We start from the raw sequence: 17,504 nt of genomic DNA on the forward strand, positions 1-17,504 counted from the left end.
AATTAACTAATTATGAGAAGCGAAAAATCTAAAAAAGGAAGTAAAAACAACAAAGCAAAAAGAAATGTTCAAACAGTGGGAAAAGCCCCTGGAAGACAGTCAAAGGAAGAAATCATCAGTGAAGAAGAGCTGGAAAACAGAATAGCAATCAGTGGAGATATCCGCCTTTATCTCACCATGCATTTGAGAATCTTTATCGATGGATATTTCCACCATCCTAAGAAAAAAAAGCTGATAAATCTGGCCCAATATATCTATGACCAAAAAGTATTATACATTCACAAGCATGGCGGCTATAAGTTAATGGAACTTAGCAGTATACATGCAGAATTGGCGGCATTGAAAAAGTCTGTCGAAGAAGAATATATGAAAGAGAAAAAGGAAAAAAGAGAACAGGCTGAAAAGCTTAAAAGCAAGTACTAAGAAAAAATAATGGGACAAGTGAAATATAAGACCTACCTTCGCCGCCGTTTTCAACCGGTCGGAAAACAACAAGAATTTCTCTCAAAAAATAGTGACGGTATGCTGTTGTCATAGCGTCACTATAATGAAAGGATAGTAACGCTATGACAACAGCATACCGTCACTATCCGACAGGGGATATTTATGTTTAAATAAAAACTTAATTTTTCAATCAAAAAACAGAAGAAAATGAGACAAAAGATCAAGAAAGGCAAGTTGGAAGCTTGCAAATTAGTATGGAAAAAACGTATTACTGCCGAAAAGGGGATTTCGGATAAATGTGCAGAGAGAATTGTACAGGAGTGCATTAAACTAATAGAACACATGTTGTATGGAAATGCAATGATAGCTTTTCATAAGCAGGATGGTACGTTCTGCCTGGAAAGAGGAACACTGGTAGGATATGAAAAATTCTTTCATAGAGAATTTAATATCACAGCACAACAAGAGTCTATTATCTATTGGAGTGAAGAACAAAAAGGATGGAGAAGATTCATGATCGGAAACCTGATGGAATGGAAAGCCATTGTATAGTTTATAATAAAAAATACTGAATAATGAATATGATTAATAAAGGGATACCTTACTTCCCGACACCGGCAAACTTTTTTGACGAAGAAGTGATGGAATTATTAGAAGCAAAATTCGGAGTGTTAGCTTCTTACATGGTCATGAGATTGCTTTGCAAAATCTATAAAGAGGGATATTACATCTCTTGGGGGAAAGAACAAAATCTAATTTTCGTCCGCAAAGTAGGTGGCGGGATCAAAGAGGACATGATGGAAAAGATTGTCGATCTGTTATTGGAAAAAGGATTTTTCCATAAAGAAACCTACGAGAAACACGGTATACTCACTTCGGAACAGATTCAAAGAGTGTGGTTCGAAGCTACGACACGAAGAAAAATAGATTTCTCACAACTACCTTATTTATTAGAGACCAAACAGAGAAAAAGGATACACAAGGATGAGTTGAACAAGGAAAATGCTAACATTTTTCCAACTCAAGAGGAGGTGAGTTCTGAAAATGCAGACATTTCTCGACAAACTAAACTAAAGGAAACTAAACTAAATACTGAAGAAGAAGAAATAAGCGATGCTTCGTTTGAAATTCCGGGGTATGCATACAATCAGGCCACACACAACATGAACGGACTGATAGAAAGTCTGGAACGCCACAAAGTGACTAATTTGAAGGAGAGGCAGACAATTCTCCGGTTATCAGACTATGGCAGGAAAGGCACCCAAGTATGGAAACTACTCTCCAATACGGCTTGGAGCAAAATCGGAGCACCGGGGAAATATATCATTGCAGCACTAGCCAGCGGACGGAAATAAACCGACTGATTAAAAGCTGATAAAAAAGGTACGAAAAATCTGTGCTTTTCACAAATTCTTCGTACCTTTACGCTCCGGTAAAACAAGTTCTATCCACATAAAAGATAACAAAATGGAAAACAGAAGTTTAGTAACCATTGCCGAACATTCTAAAGAAAAAATCCTCTACATGCTCGAAATGGCGAAGCAGTTTGAAATGAACCCCAATCGCCGGTTATTACAAGGAAAGGTAGTAGCAACCCTGTTCTTCGAACCTTCCACCCGTACCCGCTTGAGTTTTGAAACAGCTGCCAACCGTCTCGGTGCACGAGTAATCGGATTCTCTGACCCCAAGGCCACCAGCTCTTCCAAAGGGGAAACACTTAAAGACACGATCATGATGGTGAGTAACTATGCAGATATTATCGTCATGCGACACTATCTCGAAGGAGCTGCACGATATGCCAGCGAAGTAGCCCCGGTGCCCATTGTCAATGCAGGTGACGGAGCTAACCAGCACCCGTCGCAGACGATGCTCGATCTTTACTCTATCTACAAGACGCAAGGAACGCTGGAAAATTTGAATATTTTCCTGGTGGGTGACTTGAAATACGGCCGCACCGTACATTCTTTGCTGATGGCGATGCGACACTTTAATCCGACTTTCCATTTTATCGCTCCCGAAGAATTGAAAATGCCGGAAGAATACAAACTTTACTGCAAAACGCACCAAATAAAATACGTTGAACATACAGACTTTTCCGAAGAGATTATCGCCGACGCCGATATTCTGTATATGACCCGTGTACAACGCGAACGTTTCACCGACCTGATGGAATATGAACGGGTGAAGAATGTATATATTCTCCGTAACAAAATGTTGGAAAACACACGTCCGAACCTGCGTATCCTGCACCCGCTTCCCCGTGTCAACGAAATTGCTTACGATGTGGATGACAACCCGAAAGCATATTATTTCCAACAGGCACAAAACGGTCTGTATGCCCGCGAAGCAATCCTTTGCGATGTATTAGGTATCACATTAGAGGACGTTAAAAACGATATTTTATTATGAGCGAAAATAAACAAGCATTGCAAGTAGCTGCCCTGAAAAACGGAACAGTGATTGACCATATCCCATCTGAAAAGCTCTTCACCGTAGTGCAACTGCTCGGTGTGGAACAAATGACAAGCAATATCACGATCGGATTCAACCTCGACAGCAAGAAGCTGGGTAAAAAAGGAATCATCAAAATTGCAGATAAATTCTTTTGTGACGAAGAGATCAACCGTATTTCGGTAGTAGCACCGCACGTCAAACTGAATATTATCCGCGATTACGAGGTAGTGGAAAAGAAAGAGGTAAAAATGCCGGATGAGCTTCGTGGCATCGTGAAATGTGCCAATCCGAAATGTATTACCAACAATGAACCGATGAGCACCATCTTTCATGTGATAGATAAGGATAATTGCATCGTGAAATGCCATTATTGCGAAAAAGAACAGAGACGTGAAGAGATAACAATCCTCTAACTTCAGCTCACCACAGATTACACGGATTCACACAGATTTTTATTTTATGGGACAATAACATCTATATCTGTGTTAATCTGTGTAATCTGTGGTGAAAAAATGACAACTATGAAACAGGACTGGAAACCAGGAACGATGATTTATCCGCTGCCGGCTGTACTAGTCAGTTGCGGAAAAGAGGAAAGCGAATATAATATGTTCACAGTAGCATGGACGGGTACGATTTGCACGAACCCGCCCATGTGTTATATATCCGTACGTCCGGAACGCCATTCATACGATATTATCAAAAAGAACATGGAGTTTGTTATCAACCTGACAACCAAAGACATGGCTTTTGCCACCGACTGGTGCGGAGTTCGTTCGGGACGTGATTATCATAAATTCGAAGAGATGAAACTGACACCCGGACAGTGTACGGTAGTCAGTGCCCCGCTGATTGAAGAATCACCTCTTTGCATTGAATGTCGTGTAAAAGAAATCATCTCTCTTGGTTCACATGATATGTTTATTGCCGACGTGGTAAATGTGCGTGCCGACGAACGGAACCTGAACCCCGAAACCGGAAAGCTGGAACTGGCGGAAGCTAATCCGCTGGTATATGTGCACGGAGGATATTACAATTTGGGAGAGAAAATCGGTAAGTTCGGTTGGAGTGTAGAAAAGAAAAAATCATAAAAGGAACAATACTGTCATGGATATGCTGCGTAAATTCATTCTTCTTGGTTTATTAGTTGCAGCCGGCAGCCCGGTTGTCGGACAGAATTATAACGCAGACAGAGTAGACCGTCCCAACACAAAAAAAATAAATATCGGTATCAAAGCGGGCTTCAACTCTTCCATGTTCATGGTGTCTGAACTGAAAATTAAAGATGTAACTATCGATGAGGTGCAGAATAACTACAAGATAGGTTATTTTGGTGCTCTCTTCATGCGCATCAATATGAAAAAACATTTCATCCAGCCTGAAGTGTCGTATAATGTAAGCAAATGTGAGATTACTTTCGACAAACTCGGTTCCCAGCATCCTGCCATCGAGCCTGATTACGCTTCGGTGCAATCGGTGTTGCACAGTGTCGATTTTCCCGTTCTATATGGATATAACGTAGTGAAAAAAGGACCATACGGAATGTCTATCTTCGCAGGTCCCAAGCTTCGCTACCTATGGGGAAAGCACAATGAAATCACTTTTAAGAATTTCGACCAAAAGGGTATTCACGAAAAGTTGTATCCGTTCAATGTCAGCGCAGTGATTGGCGTAGGTGTCAACATCTCACGTATCTTCTTCGATTTCCGCTACGAACAAGGTATAGGAAACATCTCCAAGTCTATCATTTATGACAATATCAACTCCGACGGCAGTACGGGTGTGAGCAACATTATTTTCCGTCGCCGTGACAGCGCGTTAAGTTTTTCATTGGGATTCATTCTTTAAGAATAAAATATCATTAAATCCCGCTTTTTACTAACATTTTTCTTGCTGTTCCTTCATTCTTTATTTATTTTCATTAACTTTGTGCGCTTAAAATAGGTATCTCGAATTAGAAATTTAATCTTACTTATAAAAGAATGAAAAGAGACGACATCATTTTCGACATCATCGAAAAAGAGCATCAACGTCAGTTGAAAGGAATCGAGCTGATTGCATCAGAAAACTTTGTGAGTGACCAGGTAATGCAGGCAATGGGTTCTTGCCTGACTAACAAGTACGCAGAAGGTTATCCCGGCAAACGTTACTACGGAGGTTGCGAAGTAGTAGACCAAAGCGAACAAATCGCTATCGACCGCCTGAAAGAAATTTTCGGCGCTGAATGGGCAAACGTACAGCCACACTCGGGAGCACAAGCTAATGCTGCTGTTTTCCTTGCTGTTCTGAATCCGGGCGACAAATTCATGGGATTAAATCTGGCACACGGCGGACACCTGTCTCACGGTTCATTAGTGAACACTTCCGGTATCATCTATACTCCTTGCGAATATAACTTGAATCAGGAAACAGGACGCGTTGATTACGACCAGATGGAAGAAGTCGCTCTTCGTGAGAAACCAAAAATGATTATCGGTGGTGGTTCTGCATACTCTCGTGAATGGGATTACAAACGTATGCGTGAAATCGCTGACAAAGTAGGCGCTATCCTGATGATCGACATGGCTCATCCTGCTGGTCTGATCGCTGCCGGAGTGCTCGAAAATCCGGTTAAATATGCACATATCGTCACTTCTACTACACATAAAACACTTCGCGGACCTCGTGGTGGTGTCATCATGATGGGTAAGGATTTCCCCAATCCATGGGGTAAGAAAACTCCGAAAGGTGAGATCAAGATGATGTCTCAATTACTGGATTCTGCCGTTTTCCCGGGTATCCAAGGCGGACCGTTGGAACATGTAATTGCTGCTAAAGCAGTTGCTTTCGGTGAAATCCTGCAACCTGAATTTAAGGAATATGCTAAACAAGTACAGAAGAATGCTGCCGTACTTGCACAGGCTTTGATCGACCGCGGCTTTACCATCGTTTCCGGTGGTACAGACAACCACTCTATGTTGGTCGACCTGCGTAGCAAATATCCTGATCTGACAGGTAAAGTGGCAGAAAAAGCATTGGTTTCTGCTGATATTACCGTTAACAAGAACATGGTTCCGTTCGACAGCCGTTCGGCTTTCCAGACTTCCGGTATCCGTTTGGGTACTCCTGCTATCACAACTCGTGGTGCAAAAGAAGACTTGATGCTCGAAATTGCAGAAATGATCGAGACTGTATTGTCTAACGTAGAAAATGAGGAAGTTATTGCACAAGTACGTGCACGCGTCAATGAGACAATGAAAAAATATCCTCTTTTCGCTTACTAAAACACAATTTTAAAGCTAGTAATTGTAAACTGTTATTAGCTTAATTCCCATTTAAGGTCTGCTCTTTACGAAAGGAGCAGGCCTTTTTTTTATTTATTAACGGTCCCGTTCGAACCATCTTTTCGGAATTTCGTTTTTCTTACTATAAAAGAAATATATGATGTCATATATCACCCACAACAAGTACGAATTCAACCGTCCAGTGTGCATGAAGAGAAAAGAGAAGCACACTGGACTCTATATACAGTCATCCCCGTCTTTCCACATTCATTTTATAGGGAAAGACGGGGATTTATTTTACCGGCATAGCGCCAGAACAAGTGTTCTTTAAGTGTATATCAGCTCAATCCTTCTATTTCTCCATCCACAATATCGATATGCAATGCTTGCGGTTCTTTAGGTAATCCCGGCATACGAAGAATTTCTCCGGCAATGGCTACAATCATTTCAGCTCCGTTATTGATTACAATATCTTTAATATGGAACTCGAAGTTGTTCACCGCACCATAAATCTTAGGGTCGGCAGAGAATGAATACTGTGTTTTAGCAATACAAACCGGGTAATGAGTGATGCCCATTTTCTCGATCAGTTTGATACGGTTGCGTGCAATACTGCTGTAAGTAATTACACTGGCTCCGTAAATATTAGTAGCCACCTTTTCAATCTTCTGCTGTATATTATCTTCTTCCTTATATGTATAACGCAAAGGTTCGGACGGATTATTTTCGATTGTATCTACCACCAGGCGGGCCATGTCTACTGCCCCCTCTCCTCCTTCACTGAACGCATTGTTGATGGCAAAACCGACTCCCAACTGTTCGCAATGCTCACGCAGCAATTCCATTTCTTCATCGGTATCGGACGCAAACTTATTGAAAGCTACGATAACCGTCTGACCGAATGAACGAAGATTACGGACATGTTTGTCCAGATTACGCAATCCTTCTTTCAGTCCTTCCATATTCGGTTCTTTGATACGGTCGAGACTGACACCTCCGTGCATCTTCAATCCTTGTGCCGTAGCGACAATCACCGTGAGACGCGGTTGGAGTCCACTCTTGCGGCATTTGATATTGTAGAACTTCTCTGCACCAAGATCGGCACCGAATCCGGCTTCTGTAATTACATAATCGCCGAAAGACATTGCCAATTTAGTGGCCAGAATAGAGTTACAACCATGTGCGATATTAGCAAACGGACCGCCGTGTACAAAAGCAGCGGTTCCTTCGGTAGTCTGCACCAGATTAGGATGGATGGCATCTTTCAATAGCACGGTGATGGCTCCTGCCACTCCCAAATCTTTTACGGTAAAAGGCTGGTCGTCATAAGTGAAGCCCAACAGGATGTTTTCGATACGACGACGCAAATCACTCACATCTTTGGAAAGACAAAGAATCGCCATAATTTCCGAAGCAGGAGTAATATCGAAACCAGACTCCTGGGTAATCCCGTTGGATTTAGGTCCAAGACCGACAACGATGCTGCGCAACGAACGGTCATTCACATCAAGCACTCTCCGCCAAAGAATTTCTTTCAATCCGAAACCTTTTGCCTGGTTCTGATAGAGATAATTGTCGAGCAAAGCCGAAATCATGTTATGGGCAGAGGTAATGGCGTGAAAATCCCCTGTGAAATGAAGGTTAATCTTATCCATCGGAAGCACTTGTGCATATCCTCCACCGGCCGCTCCTCCCTTCATTCCGAAACAAGGACCGAGAGACGGTTCGCGAAGAGCAACAATCGCATTCTTTCCAATTTTATTCAGTCCCAAAGCAAGACCGATAGATACGGTAGTTTTGCCAATGCCCGCTTTGGTTGCTGTGATAGCAGTGACCAGGATGAGATTGCTTTTCTTCACTTTCTCTTCATCAATCAGTTGTTCAGGGATCTTTGCGATGTAGCGACCATAATTCTCCACTTCCTCGCGAGGAATTCCGACACCTTCGGCAACTTGCTTAATCTTCTTCAGCTCAATGCTGCGAGCAATTTCTATGTCTGATTTCATACAGAATATGATTAGTTTTATTTTTGAAAGAACAAAAGTATAACAAAAAAGCGAAATAGAGAAATTTAAAGTTCATCGGATATTTATATATCTATTTATCATAAACACTATAAACTCTTTTCACGCAATAACTGTTGTAAATGGCATAACCTAAAACAACAACTTAATTATGGAATGGATTATTAATCAATTAAGGGTACACCCTGAACTTGCTATTTTCCTGACGCTCTTTGCCGGATTCTGGCTGGGCAGACTCAAAATAGGAAAATTTTCATTGGGGACAGTCACCAGTGTTCTGCTGGTCGGAGTATTGGTCGGGCAACTGAATATCACTGTGGATGGTCCGATGAAAGCTGTGTTCTTTCTGCTTTTCCTGTTTGCCGTCGGCTATAAGGTAGGTCCGCAGTTTTTCCGTGGATTAAAAAAGGATGGGCTGCCACAGGTGGGATTCGCTGTACTGATGTGTATTGTCAGCCTGGTGGCACCATGGATACTCGCCAAAATCATGGGATACCATGTAGGGGAAGCTGCCGGACTTTTGGCAGGCTCACAGACCATATCCGCCGTGATCGGCGTGGCAAGCGATACAATCAACCAATTGGGAATCAGCGATGCGCAAAAAGCGACATTCATCAATGCGATTCCGGTAGCTTACGCTGTAACTTATATCTTCGGTACAGCCGGTTCTGCATGGATTCTGGCTTCTCTCGGCCCTAAAATGCTGGGCGGACTGGATAAGGTGAAAGCTGACTGCAAAGAATTGGAGGCTCAAATGGGAACATCGGAAGCTGATGAACCCGGATTTTCCCCGGCTCTTCGTCCGGTGGTATTCCGTGCCTATAAAATCACCAATGAATGGTTCGGCAAAGGAAAGAAAGTCAGTGAACTCGAAACATATTTATGCAAGAATGATAAACGGCTGTTTGTAGAGCGGATTCGTCAAAGAGGAGTGGTGAAAGATGTCAATCCGAACCTGATTCTTCACAAAAACGACGAAGTAGTACTAAGCGGACGCCGTGAGTTTGTAATCGGAGAAGAAGACTGGATCGGTCCGGAAGTGATCGACGCACAATTATTGGATTTTCCGGCGGAAACTCTTCCCGTAATGGTGACTCACCGGACGTTTGCCGGCGAAACGGTAGCCAAAATCCGGGCACAGAAATTTATGCACGGAGTCAGTATCCGCAACATCAAGCGTGCCGGAATCAATGTTCCGGTATTATCCAAAACAGTTGTGGATTCGGGAGATATTCTCGAGCTCACCGGTCTTAAACATGAAGTGGAAGACGCTGCCAAACAAATGGGTTACATTGACCGTCCGACCAATCAGACGGATATGATTTTCGTCGGGCTGGGCATTTTGCTCGGTGGTCTTTTCGGTGCACTGGCTATCCATCTGGGAGGTGTTCCTATCAGTCTTTCTACCAGTGGCGGCGCATTGATTGCCGGACTTCTGTTCGGTTGGTTACGCAGCAAGCATCCTACTTTCGGAGGTATCCCCGAACCCTCTTTATGGGTATTGAATAATGTAGGGCTGAATATGTTTATCGCAGTGGTCGGCATTGCTGCAGGCCCCAGTTTTATAGCCGGATTCAAGGAAGTCGGAGTCAGTCTGTTTATTGTCGGTGCACTGGCAACAGCCATCCCTCTTCTCGCAGGATTGCTGATGGCGAGATACCTGTTCAAATTCCACCCTGCCCTTTCATTGGGATGCACGGCAGGAGCACGTACCACAACAGCGGCACTGGGAGCGATTCAGGATGCAGTGGAAAGTGATACACCTGCATTAGGGTATACAGTGACGTATGCAGTCGGCAATACGCTACTGATTATCTGGGGAGTCGTCATCGTGTTACTTATGTAAAACTATATAAATAAATATCATTATGGAAAAGAAAACAAATAACCCTGCCATTACGAAAAGTTATGCCAAGAAAATGGAAACGATCAGCCCGTTCGAGCTGAAAAACAAACTGATCGATATGGCAGATGAAAGTATCAAGAAAATAGCACATACCATGCTGAATGCGGGAAGAGGTAATCCGAACTGGATTGCTACCGAACCACGCGAAGCATTTTTTCTGTTGGGACAATTCGGACTTTGCGAATGTCGCCATGCGTTTTCACTGGAAGAAGGAATAGCAGGTATTCCGCAAAAGGCTGGAATAGCCGCCCGTTTCGAGGCTTTCCTAAAAGAGAATGAAAAAGCTCCGGGGGCTAATCTGCTGAAAGAGGGCTACAATTATATGTTGATGGAGCATGCTGCCGATCCGGATACGCTGATTCACGAATGGGCGGAATCGGTCATCGGCGACCAGTATCCTGTGCCCGACCGTATTTTACATTTTACAGAGTTAATCGTGCAGGATTACTTGGCACAAGAGATGTGTGACCGCCGTCCACCGAAAGGGACTTTTGACCTTTTCGCCACCGAAGGGGGTACGGCAGCCATGTGTTATCTGTTCGATTCTTTGCAAGAGAATTTCCTGTTGAATCAGGGAGATGCCATTGCTTTGATGATTCCCGTGTTCACTCCTTATATAGAAATCCCGGAATTGCGACGCTATCAGTTTGACGTTACCGAGATTTCCGCCGACCAGATGACTCCTGACGGATTGCACACCTGGCAGTATAAGGATGAAGATATAGACAAGTTGAAAGATCCGCGGATCAAAGCGTTATTTATCACCAATCCGAGTAATCCGCCCAGTTACGCACTTAGCAGGGAGACTACCGAACGTATCATCAACATTGTGAAGAATGACAATCCGAACCTGATGATTATTACGGATGATGTGTATGGAACGTTTATCCCTCATTTCCGTTCATTGATGGCAGAATTGCCACACAATACGCTTTGCGTTTATTCGTTCTCCAAATATTTCGGAGCTACGGGATGGAGAACCGCAGTGATTGCTTTACACGAAGACAACATCTACGACAAAATGATTGCCCGCCTGTCGGAGGAGCAGAAATCAATATTGAACAAACGTTATTCCAGTCTTAGCCTGCAACCGGAAAAGATGAAATTTATCGACCGCATGGTGGCTGACAGCCGGCAGATTGCGCTGAATCATACCGCAGGGCTTTCTCTGCCTCAACAAATGCAAATGAGTTTGTTTGCCATCTTCTCGCTTCTGGATAAAGAAGACAGTTATAAAACCAAGATGCAGGAAATTATTCATCGACGCCTGCATGCGTTGTGGGATAACACGGGGTTCACACTGGTAGAGGATCCGCTGCGTGCCGGATATTATTCGGAGATTGATATGCTGGTATGGGCGAAGAAATTCTACGGAGATGACTTCGTTGCTTATCTGCAAAAGACATACAATCCGCTGGATGTGGTTTTCCGTCTGGCAAACGAAACTTCACTCGTGCTGTTGAATGGCGGTGGCTTTGCCGGACCGAAATGGAGCGTGCGTGTGTCACTAGCTAATCTGAATGAAGCCGATTATGTGAAAATCGGGCAAAGCATCAAGTGTGTGTTGGAAGAATATGCCCAAACATGGAAAGCATCAAAATAATTAACTGATTAGACGATTTACGATCGTATGATTGAGGATAGTAACCTCAATCGTACATTGTAAATCGCCTAATCGTAAATAACTGAAAAGATAGTTTTTTTCTAAGAAAACATAACGGAAGCGAATAGTCAGGTTGAAAATCTCTATCTTTGTGGTAAATCAACCTTTACGAAGATGAAAAAACTGATTCTATTTCTTTCGCTGATATTATCGGTCGGTTTTGCATCCGCACAGTCGGAAATTCCTTCCGATAGTATTCGTCGTGCTCCATCCACCAATATTAAAGAGTTTGGTGGCTTTCTGCTGGATATGGGGTTAATGAATGTAGCGACTCCCGAACTTCCCAAGTTTAATTTAGAGATGCCTAATATGACGAAAGATTATAATCAGCTCTTTCGTTTAAATACAGACGTTACTTATTCGCAAGGATTCACTGACTCTTTTTCTTCGTCTTCTTTCTCTGGTTTTTCTGGCTTTGGCTACGGATATGGTTGGGGATTGTCCTCTTCTCCACAGTTTATACAGATGGGGTCTTTCAAACTGAAAAACGGAATGAGAATCAATACCTACGGAGATTATGATAAGGATGGCTGGCGGGTGCTAACCGCAGCGCTATGCCTTGGGAAAGAAATAATTTCCGGGGAGCATTCGAACTGAAATCGGCAAATGGTAATTTCGGAATACGAATCGAAGTACAACAAGGACGAAACGCGCCTTATTAAATAAGGTACTTCAATATACAACCCCGGAAGTCTGAAATAAAACCAAGTAGTCCTATAGATTAGATCAGACAGTCCGGAATTAAATTAAGTAAGTTCGGCACAGAATTAGGAAAGCTCGAAGGCCTTATCTGCCGCACTTATTGCGTTGGCAATACGATCACACCATGAATCAAATTCCGGATCGGGTATTTGTGATTCCGGATGGGAAAGCATATAGTGTACGGCTTGTCGTAATCCGTCTGCCATGGAAGTATTGCATATAAAATCAGGAACCAACCGCTTTATCTTCGAGTTATCAAAGACTACCGTAGCTGCTTTATCTCCTAACAGTTCACCTCTGAAATCATAATGATCGCTATGCTTGGCAAGGAAATCGGAGGCTACGTGTAATGCATTCAGAGGTTTACCCAACGCGTCGGCAATGGTTTGATAAATCTGATTCCAGGTCATGCTTTCATCGATAGTGATATGAAAAGCGTTCCCAATGGCATGAGGGTTCGCCATCAGTCCTACATAACCTTTGGCAAAATCTTTAGAGTGAGTCAATGTCCACAAAGAAGAACCGTCGCCGGGGATAATAACAGGTTTACCTTCAAGGATTCGTTTTAGGATCTGCCAGTTTCCCTTATCGCCATGTACAGATACGGGAGGTTTTGTTCCGTTGTAGGTATGGCTGGGACGAACGATTGTAACGGGGAAACCGTTTGTGCGATAGGCTGCCATCAGCACTTCTTCCGCTTCTATCTTGTTACGGGAATACTGCCAATAGGGATTGACCAAAGGGGTGCTTTCGGTTATGCGGTAATCGGCCAATGGCTTTTGGTAGGCAGAGGCACTGCTGATAAAGATATATTGCCGCGTTTTATTCTGGAACAGGCGGATATCACGCTTCACGTCTTCTGCCGTATATCCGATGAACTGCGCAACCACATCGTAATGTTCGGACACGATGGCTTTTGCCACAGCTTCTTCATCATTAATATCCGCAATGATACTGTGAATTCCCTCCGGCATCTTTTTCGAACCACGATTTAGGAGAGTAATCTCCCACCCTTTTTGTTGCGCCAATGCCACTACATCTGTACTAATCGTACCTGTTCCTCCAATAAATAATGCTTTCATAAAACCTGTTTTTTATATTCTCCGGAACAAATATATCAATTCCATCACTTACTTCCAGCAATCATTGCCATTTATTTTTCTGCCCGAAAGTTTATGTAGTATACAGATTACTGATTCTTATACCCATATTACTGATTTGCTGAATGAAATTAAAAAGATACCTTCAAATGTTTTATCTTTGTATCAGATTAATAACAGAAGCATATGGATGAAATAACAAAAATTGAAACCGTCGATCAGTATGACCAATTGTTTGGACTGGAAACATTGCACCCTTTGGTGAATGTAATCGACTTCTCAAAAGCCACCAGGTCAGTTGAATATATCCGTATGAATATCGGATTCTACTGCTTGTTCCTGAAGGATGCAAAATGTGGCGACCTCACTTATGGACGTAAGAATTACGATTATCAGGAAGGAACGGTTGTTTGTATGGCACCGGGACAAGTGAGCGGAATAGACAACCGCAACAGGCCTGCTCCCCGCACCAAGTCAATCGGCGTTTTGTTTCATCCCGATTTAATCCGCGGAACTTCATTAGGACAGCATATCAAGAACTATACTTTTTTCTCTTACGAGGTAAATGAAGCATTGCATCTTTCAGACCAGGAAAGAGAAATCGTAACTGATTGCATACATAAAATCAGGATCGAGCTGGAACACCCTATCGACAAACACAGCAAGCAACTCATCGTGCGAAACATCGAACTGCTGCTGGATTACTGTATGCGTTTCTACGAACGGCAGTTTATTACACGTAATCAGGCGAACAAAGATATTATCGTAAAATTCGAGCAATTGCTGGACGAATACTTCCAGAATCAGGTGGCAATAACCGAAGGACTGCCATCCGTGAAATATTTTGCAGACAAGGCATGTCTCTCTCCTAATTATTTCGGAGACTTGATAAAGAAGGAAACAGGAAAAACTGCACAGGAATATATCCAGTGCCGGATTATCGAACTGGCAAAAGAAAGAATACTGGAAGGTGTTCAAACTGTCAGCCAGGTGGCTTATGAACTGGGATTTCAATATCCACAACACTTCAGCCGATTGTTTAAAAAGCATGTCGGTTGCACCCCGAACGAATATAAACAAAGAAACTAAGCATTTTTTAGCTACAGGAGTCTCAACATCATGGGAGATAAAGTACTCAAAATAGGAACCGTGCATCAATGCAATTGTTGTCTGGGAAGCAAAACACTACATCCACTAGTGAGTGTCATTGATCTCTCAAAGGCTGACTTGTCGCCTCATACGGACATCAAGTTCGACTTTTATACGATTCTATTGAGTGAGTGTAAATGTGAGGCCTATGTGTATGGTCACCAGTATTATGATTTCTCGGACGGTACTTTGATCTGCCTGACTCCCGGAGAGTCTATCAGCATGAAAGAAAAGAATAAAAGATTTCCTTCCAAAGGATGGATATTGGCTTTTCATCCCGATCTGATTTGTGGTACTCCGCTCGGGCTTAATATAGATAACTATACTTTCTTCTCTTATCAGCCTGAAGAGGCACTGCATATATCATTGCGCGAGAAACAGATCATTCTGGAATTTATGGACAGAATCAACCAGGAACTCGAACGTTGTATTGATCGCCACAGCAAAAAAATAGTTTCCAAATATATAGAGCTATTGCTGGATTACTGTGTACGTTTCTACGAACGCCAATTCATTACACGTAACGAAGTGAATAAAAAGATTATCAAGCAATTTGATAAAATCATAAATAACCATTTCGAAACGAAGCCGGTACCGGGTGTCGATGTGCTTTCAAATGAGTATTGCGCTAACGTGCTTCATTTATCTCCTGAATATTTCAACGACTTGCTGAAGCACGAAACGGGGAAATCTTTTAAAGAATACATCGAGTTCAAACGTTTCGAGATTGCCAAAGACTGGTTGCTGAATACTGATAAAACAGTTAATCAGATAACACGAGAACTGGGTTTCCAGAATCCGCAGTATTTCAGCCGGCTATTCAAGAAAGTTACCGGTTGCTCTCCGAATGATTTCAGAGTACCTAACTAGAAATGAAATCTAAAAGGATTGGAGGACGATAAAGCAACAAAAAAGTCTTAATAAAATTTGAATTGAAATATCCAATTCTTAATCTATGTTATGAAACATACTTTTTTGCTTGGATTATTTGCTAATTTCCCAAGAGTCCGTATCTTTGCAATGTGTTTTTCATAGTATTAGATTTAAGGTTAACAAAGGTTGGAGCAAGGCGTTGCTCCTTTTTTTATGTCCATACGTCAACTCTCCTCTTTAACTTCCTAAGTTACCATTTCCCGGACAGCTGTTCTTTCTTATGAATGACGGTATTGGAATTACGCTATTTTTCAGTAACTTTGCAAAGAGAGATGTATCAATTATGTCCCGGTAAAGCAAATCAAAAAGTTCTCTTTTTACGTTATATATAAAAAGAAAATTTAATCCTTAGTAGAATAATGGAAACAATGCAACAATATTATCGTCTGATGAAATCAATCCTCTTCGTATTATTTCTTTCTTTCGGCATGATTTCGTGTGAGAAAGAAGATCCGGTTTCTACATCTCCCAACACAAGGCAGACGGACAACACTGATCCGACAGATCCTGATCCTACCGACCCGGTGGTTCGTTCGGATAATGAACAAACTGTATTTATGTATCTGCCTTGGTCGACTGACCTGACTTCCTTTTTCTATCAAAATATTGCTGATCTGAAAAGTATTATCGGACAGAATATATTGAAAAACGAGCGGGTTCTCGTATTTATGTGCACAACGGCTACAAAAGCCACTCTCTATGAGCTTTCTTACGAAAAAGGCGCAGCTGTGCAGAAGGCTTTAAAAAGCTATAATTATCCGACTCCCAGCTATACAACGGCCGAGGGTATCACTTCTATCCTGAATGATGTACAGACCTACTCTCCCGCCAAACGATATGCAATGATTATCGGATGCCACGGGATGGGATGGATCCCCGTATCAAGAACGCAATCACGCAGTAGCCTGCAAACAGTTAAAAAACATTGGGAATATGGGAATACACCTATGACACGTCTCTTCGGAGGCAGAGAATCCAAGTATCAGACAGATATTACTACACTTGCCGAAGGAATATCGAGCGCAGGATTGAAAATGGAGTATATCCTTTTCGACGACTGCTATATGTCGACAGTAGAGGTTGCTTATGACCTTAAAAACGTAACAAGTCACCTGATAGCATCCACAAGTGAAATCATGGCTTATGGCATGCCATACGACAAGATCGGCCAGTACTTAATCGGAAACATAGATTATGAAAAGATTTGTGATGTTTTTTATTCTTTTTATTCAAATTATGTCACTCCCTGCGGAACAATCAGTGTCACAGATTGCTCGGAAGTGGATAATCTGGCGGCCATTATGAAAGAAATAAATCAACGTTATACGTTTAACGAAGAATTAATTTCTTCTTTGCAGAGTTTAGACGGATATAAACCTTCCATATTCTTTGATTGTGGTGATTATGTTGCAAAGCTATGCTCCGATCCTGATTTATTGGAGCAATTCAACGAACAACTGAAACGCACAGTTCCATATAAAAGGAATACGGAGTATTATTTTACAGCAATATCCTCCTATTATGGAGAACGAAAAAAAATCAATACTTTCTCCGGTATCACTATTTCTGATCCAAGCACTAGTGCAGCTGCTTTGAAAAAGAACGAAACAGCGTGGTATGTTGCCACTCATTAAGGCTACTAAAAGAAATAGTACGATAATGGAGCTTTACTCTTGTCTGTGATCGGTCAAATCTCTTAATAAAAATAGATTCGAGAATACAAATTCTTAATCAATGTTATAAAACATACTTTTTTTCTTGGATTATTTGCTAATTTCCCAAGAGTCCGTATCTTTGCAATGTGTTTTTCATAGTATTAGATTTAAGGTTAACAAAGGTTGGAGCAAGGCGTTGCTCCTTTTTTTA

The 17,504-nt window shown here is 42.1% G+C and carries 15 protein-coding genes and 1 pseudogene; 14 read left to right on the forward strand and 2 right to left on the reverse strand.

Going from position 1 to position 17,504, the window contains the following annotated elements:
* Positions 1–12 precede the first annotated feature (12 nt).
* The 8 genes from DXA05_RS18805 (at position 13) to glyA (ending at position 6,161) form a co-directional block, all read left to right on the forward strand.
* Positions 13–423, forward strand: a complete 411-nt coding sequence (locus DXA05_RS18805; protein WP_008022561.1) for a DUF4119 family protein — start codon at positions 13–15, stop codon at positions 421–423.
* Positions 424–651: 228 nt separating this feature from the next.
* The gene (locus DXA05_RS18810) at positions 652–996 is read left to right on the forward strand and encodes an SH3 beta-barrel fold-containing protein (protein ID WP_009039539.1); all 345 of its coding nucleotides are present in this window, start codon (positions 652–654) and stop codon (positions 994–996) included.
* Positions 997–1,019: 23 nt separating this feature from the next.
* On the forward strand, positions 1,020–1,799 hold the full coding sequence (locus DXA05_RS18815) for a DUF4373 domain-containing protein (RefSeq protein WP_008022568.1): 780 nt from the start codon (positions 1,020–1,022) through the stop codon (positions 1,797–1,799).
* A gap of 112 nt (positions 1,800–1,911) precedes the next feature.
* Complete coding sequence (gene pyrB / locus DXA05_RS18820; RefSeq protein WP_009039538.1) at positions 1,912–2,853, forward strand: aspartate carbamoyltransferase; 942 nt, start codon at positions 1,912–1,914, stop codon at positions 2,851–2,853.
* Positions 2,850–3,311, forward strand: coding sequence for an aspartate carbamoyltransferase regulatory subunit (gene pyrI / locus DXA05_RS18825; protein ID WP_009039537.1), 462 nt, complete (start codon positions 2,850–2,852; stop codon positions 3,309–3,311). Before pyrB ends, pyrI begins: the two co-directional genes overlap by 4 nt.
* A 108-nt stretch (positions 3,312–3,419) precedes the next feature.
* Positions 3,420–3,989 (forward strand): flavin reductase family protein, encoded by a 570-nt coding sequence (locus tag DXA05_RS18830; protein ID WP_004303449.1) that lies wholly within the window; start codon positions 3,420–3,422, stop codon positions 3,987–3,989.
* Positions 3,990–4,005: 16 nt separating this feature from the next.
* Positions 4,006–4,746 carry a porin family protein gene (locus DXA05_RS18835; RefSeq protein WP_087321158.1) on the forward strand — a complete coding sequence of 247 codons (741 nt, stop codon included), beginning with the start codon at positions 4,006–4,008 and terminating at the stop codon, positions 4,744–4,746.
* A gap of 134 nt (positions 4,747–4,880) precedes the next feature.
* Positions 4,881–6,161, forward strand: a complete 1,281-nt coding sequence (gene glyA, locus DXA05_RS18840) for a serine hydroxymethyltransferase (RefSeq protein ID WP_004303451.1) — start codon at positions 4,881–4,883, stop codon at positions 6,159–6,161.
* A 338-nt stretch (positions 6,162–6,499) separates the two neighbouring features.
* Here the strand turns inward: glyA and DXA05_RS18845 are convergent, their stop codons facing one another.
* Positions 6,500–8,167 (reverse strand): formate--tetrahydrofolate ligase, encoded by a 1,668-nt coding sequence (locus tag DXA05_RS18845; protein WP_008640016.1) that lies wholly within the window; start codon positions 8,165–8,167, stop codon positions 6,500–6,502.
* Positions 8,168–8,336: 169 nt separating this feature from the next.
* On the opposite strand from DXA05_RS18845, the gene aspT reads away from it, so the two are divergent.
* The 3 genes and pseudogenes from aspT (at position 8,337) to DXA05_RS18860 (ending at position 12,416) form a co-directional block, all read left to right on the forward strand.
* Complete coding sequence (gene aspT / locus DXA05_RS18850; RefSeq protein WP_008022577.1) at positions 8,337–10,031, forward strand: aspartate-alanine antiporter; 1,695 nt, start codon at positions 8,337–8,339, stop codon at positions 10,029–10,031.
* A gap of 22 nt (positions 10,032–10,053) precedes the next feature.
* Positions 10,054–11,694 (forward strand): aspartate 4-decarboxylase, encoded by a 1,641-nt coding sequence (aspD, locus tag DXA05_RS18855; RefSeq protein ID WP_008640015.1) that lies wholly within the window; start codon positions 10,054–10,056, stop codon positions 11,692–11,694.
* 174 nt (positions 11,695–11,868) lie between these two features.
* Positions 11,869–12,416, forward strand: a pseudogene (locus DXA05_RS18860) (occludin).
* A gap of 105 nt (positions 12,417–12,521) precedes the next feature.
* On the opposite strand, the gene DXA05_RS18865 reads toward DXA05_RS18860, so the two are convergent.
* The gene (locus DXA05_RS18865; RefSeq protein ID WP_087318113.1) at positions 12,522–13,538 is read right to left on the reverse strand and encodes an SDR family oxidoreductase; all 1,017 of its coding nucleotides are present in this window, start codon (positions 13,536–13,538) and stop codon (positions 12,522–12,524) included.
* 204 nt (positions 13,539–13,742) lie between these two features.
* Between DXA05_RS18865 and DXA05_RS18870 the strand changes: the two genes are divergently transcribed.
* From DXA05_RS18870 to DXA05_RS18885, 3 genes are all read left to right on the forward strand, one after another.
* Positions 13,743–14,645, forward strand: a complete 903-nt coding sequence (locus DXA05_RS18870; protein ID WP_008022585.1) for a helix-turn-helix domain-containing protein — start codon at positions 13,743–13,745, stop codon at positions 14,643–14,645.
* Between the two features lie 30 nt (positions 14,646–14,675).
* The gene (locus DXA05_RS18875) at positions 14,676–15,575 is read left to right on the forward strand and encodes a response regulator transcription factor (protein WP_008022588.1); all 900 of its coding nucleotides are present in this window, start codon (positions 14,676–14,678) and stop codon (positions 15,573–15,575) included.
* A gap of 422 nt (positions 15,576–15,997) precedes the next feature.
* Positions 15,998–17,272 carry a clostripain-related cysteine peptidase gene (locus DXA05_RS18885; RefSeq protein ID WP_087318716.1) on the forward strand — a complete coding sequence of 425 codons (1,275 nt, stop codon included), beginning with the start codon at positions 15,998–16,000 and terminating at the stop codon, positions 17,270–17,272.
* The last annotated feature ends 232 nt before the right edge of the window (positions 17,273–17,504 follow it).

Origin of the sequence: Bacteroides sp. AM54-2NS (assembly GCF_003602935.1) — a bacterium.
In the GTDB taxonomy this organism is placed as follows: Bacteria; Bacteroidota; Bacteroidia; order Bacteroidales; family Bacteroidaceae; genus Bacteroides; species Bacteroides xylanisolvens.

What these genes read in the sequence shown, in the direction of transcription:
- DXA05_RS18805 (WP_008022561.1), top strand. Translation starts at nt 13, where the DNA reads ATGAGAAGCGAAAAATCTAAAAAAGGAAGTAAAAACAACAAAGCAAAA.
- DXA05_RS18810 (WP_009039539.1), top strand. Translation starts at nt 652, where the DNA reads ATGAGACAAAAGATCAAGAAAGGCAAGTTGGAAGCTTGCAAATTAGTA.
- DXA05_RS18815 (WP_008022568.1), top strand. Translation starts at nt 1,020, where the DNA reads ATGAATATGATTAATAAAGGGATACCTTACTTCCCGACACCGGCAAAC.
- pyrB (WP_009039538.1), top strand. Translation starts at nt 1,912, where the DNA reads ATGGAAAACAGAAGTTTAGTAACCATTGCCGAACATTCTAAAGAAAAA.
- pyrI (WP_009039537.1), top strand. Translation starts at nt 2,850, where the DNA reads ATGAGCGAAAATAAACAAGCATTGCAAGTAGCTGCCCTGAAAAACGGA.
- DXA05_RS18830 (WP_004303449.1), top strand. Translation starts at nt 3,420, where the DNA reads ATGAAACAGGACTGGAAACCAGGAACGATGATTTATCCGCTGCCGGCT.
- DXA05_RS18835 (WP_087321158.1), top strand. Translation starts at nt 4,006, where the DNA reads ATGGATATGCTGCGTAAATTCATTCTTCTTGGTTTATTAGTTGCAGCC.
- glyA (WP_004303451.1), top strand. Translation starts at nt 4,881, where the DNA reads ATGAAAAGAGACGACATCATTTTCGACATCATCGAAAAAGAGCATCAA.
- DXA05_RS18845 (WP_008640016.1), bottom strand. Translation starts at nt 8,167, where the DNA reads ATGAAATCAGACATAGAAATTGCTCGCAGCATTGAGCTGAAGAAGATT.
- aspT (WP_008022577.1), top strand. Translation starts at nt 8,337, where the DNA reads ATGGAATGGATTATTAATCAATTAAGGGTACACCCTGAACTTGCTATT.
- aspD (WP_008640015.1), top strand. Translation starts at nt 10,054, where the DNA reads ATGGAAAAGAAAACAAATAACCCTGCCATTACGAAAAGTTATGCCAAG.
- DXA05_RS18865 (WP_087318113.1), bottom strand. Translation starts at nt 13,538, where the DNA reads ATGAAAGCATTATTTATTGGAGGAACAGGTACGATTAGTACAGATGTA.
- DXA05_RS18870 (WP_008022585.1), top strand. Translation starts at nt 13,743, where the DNA reads ATGGATGAAATAACAAAAATTGAAACCGTCGATCAGTATGACCAATTG.
- DXA05_RS18875 (WP_008022588.1), top strand. Translation starts at nt 14,676, where the DNA reads ATGGGAGATAAAGTACTCAAAATAGGAACCGTGCATCAATGCAATTGT.
- DXA05_RS18885 (WP_087318716.1), top strand. Translation starts at nt 15,998, where the DNA reads ATGGAAACAATGCAACAATATTATCGTCTGATGAAATCAATCCTCTTC.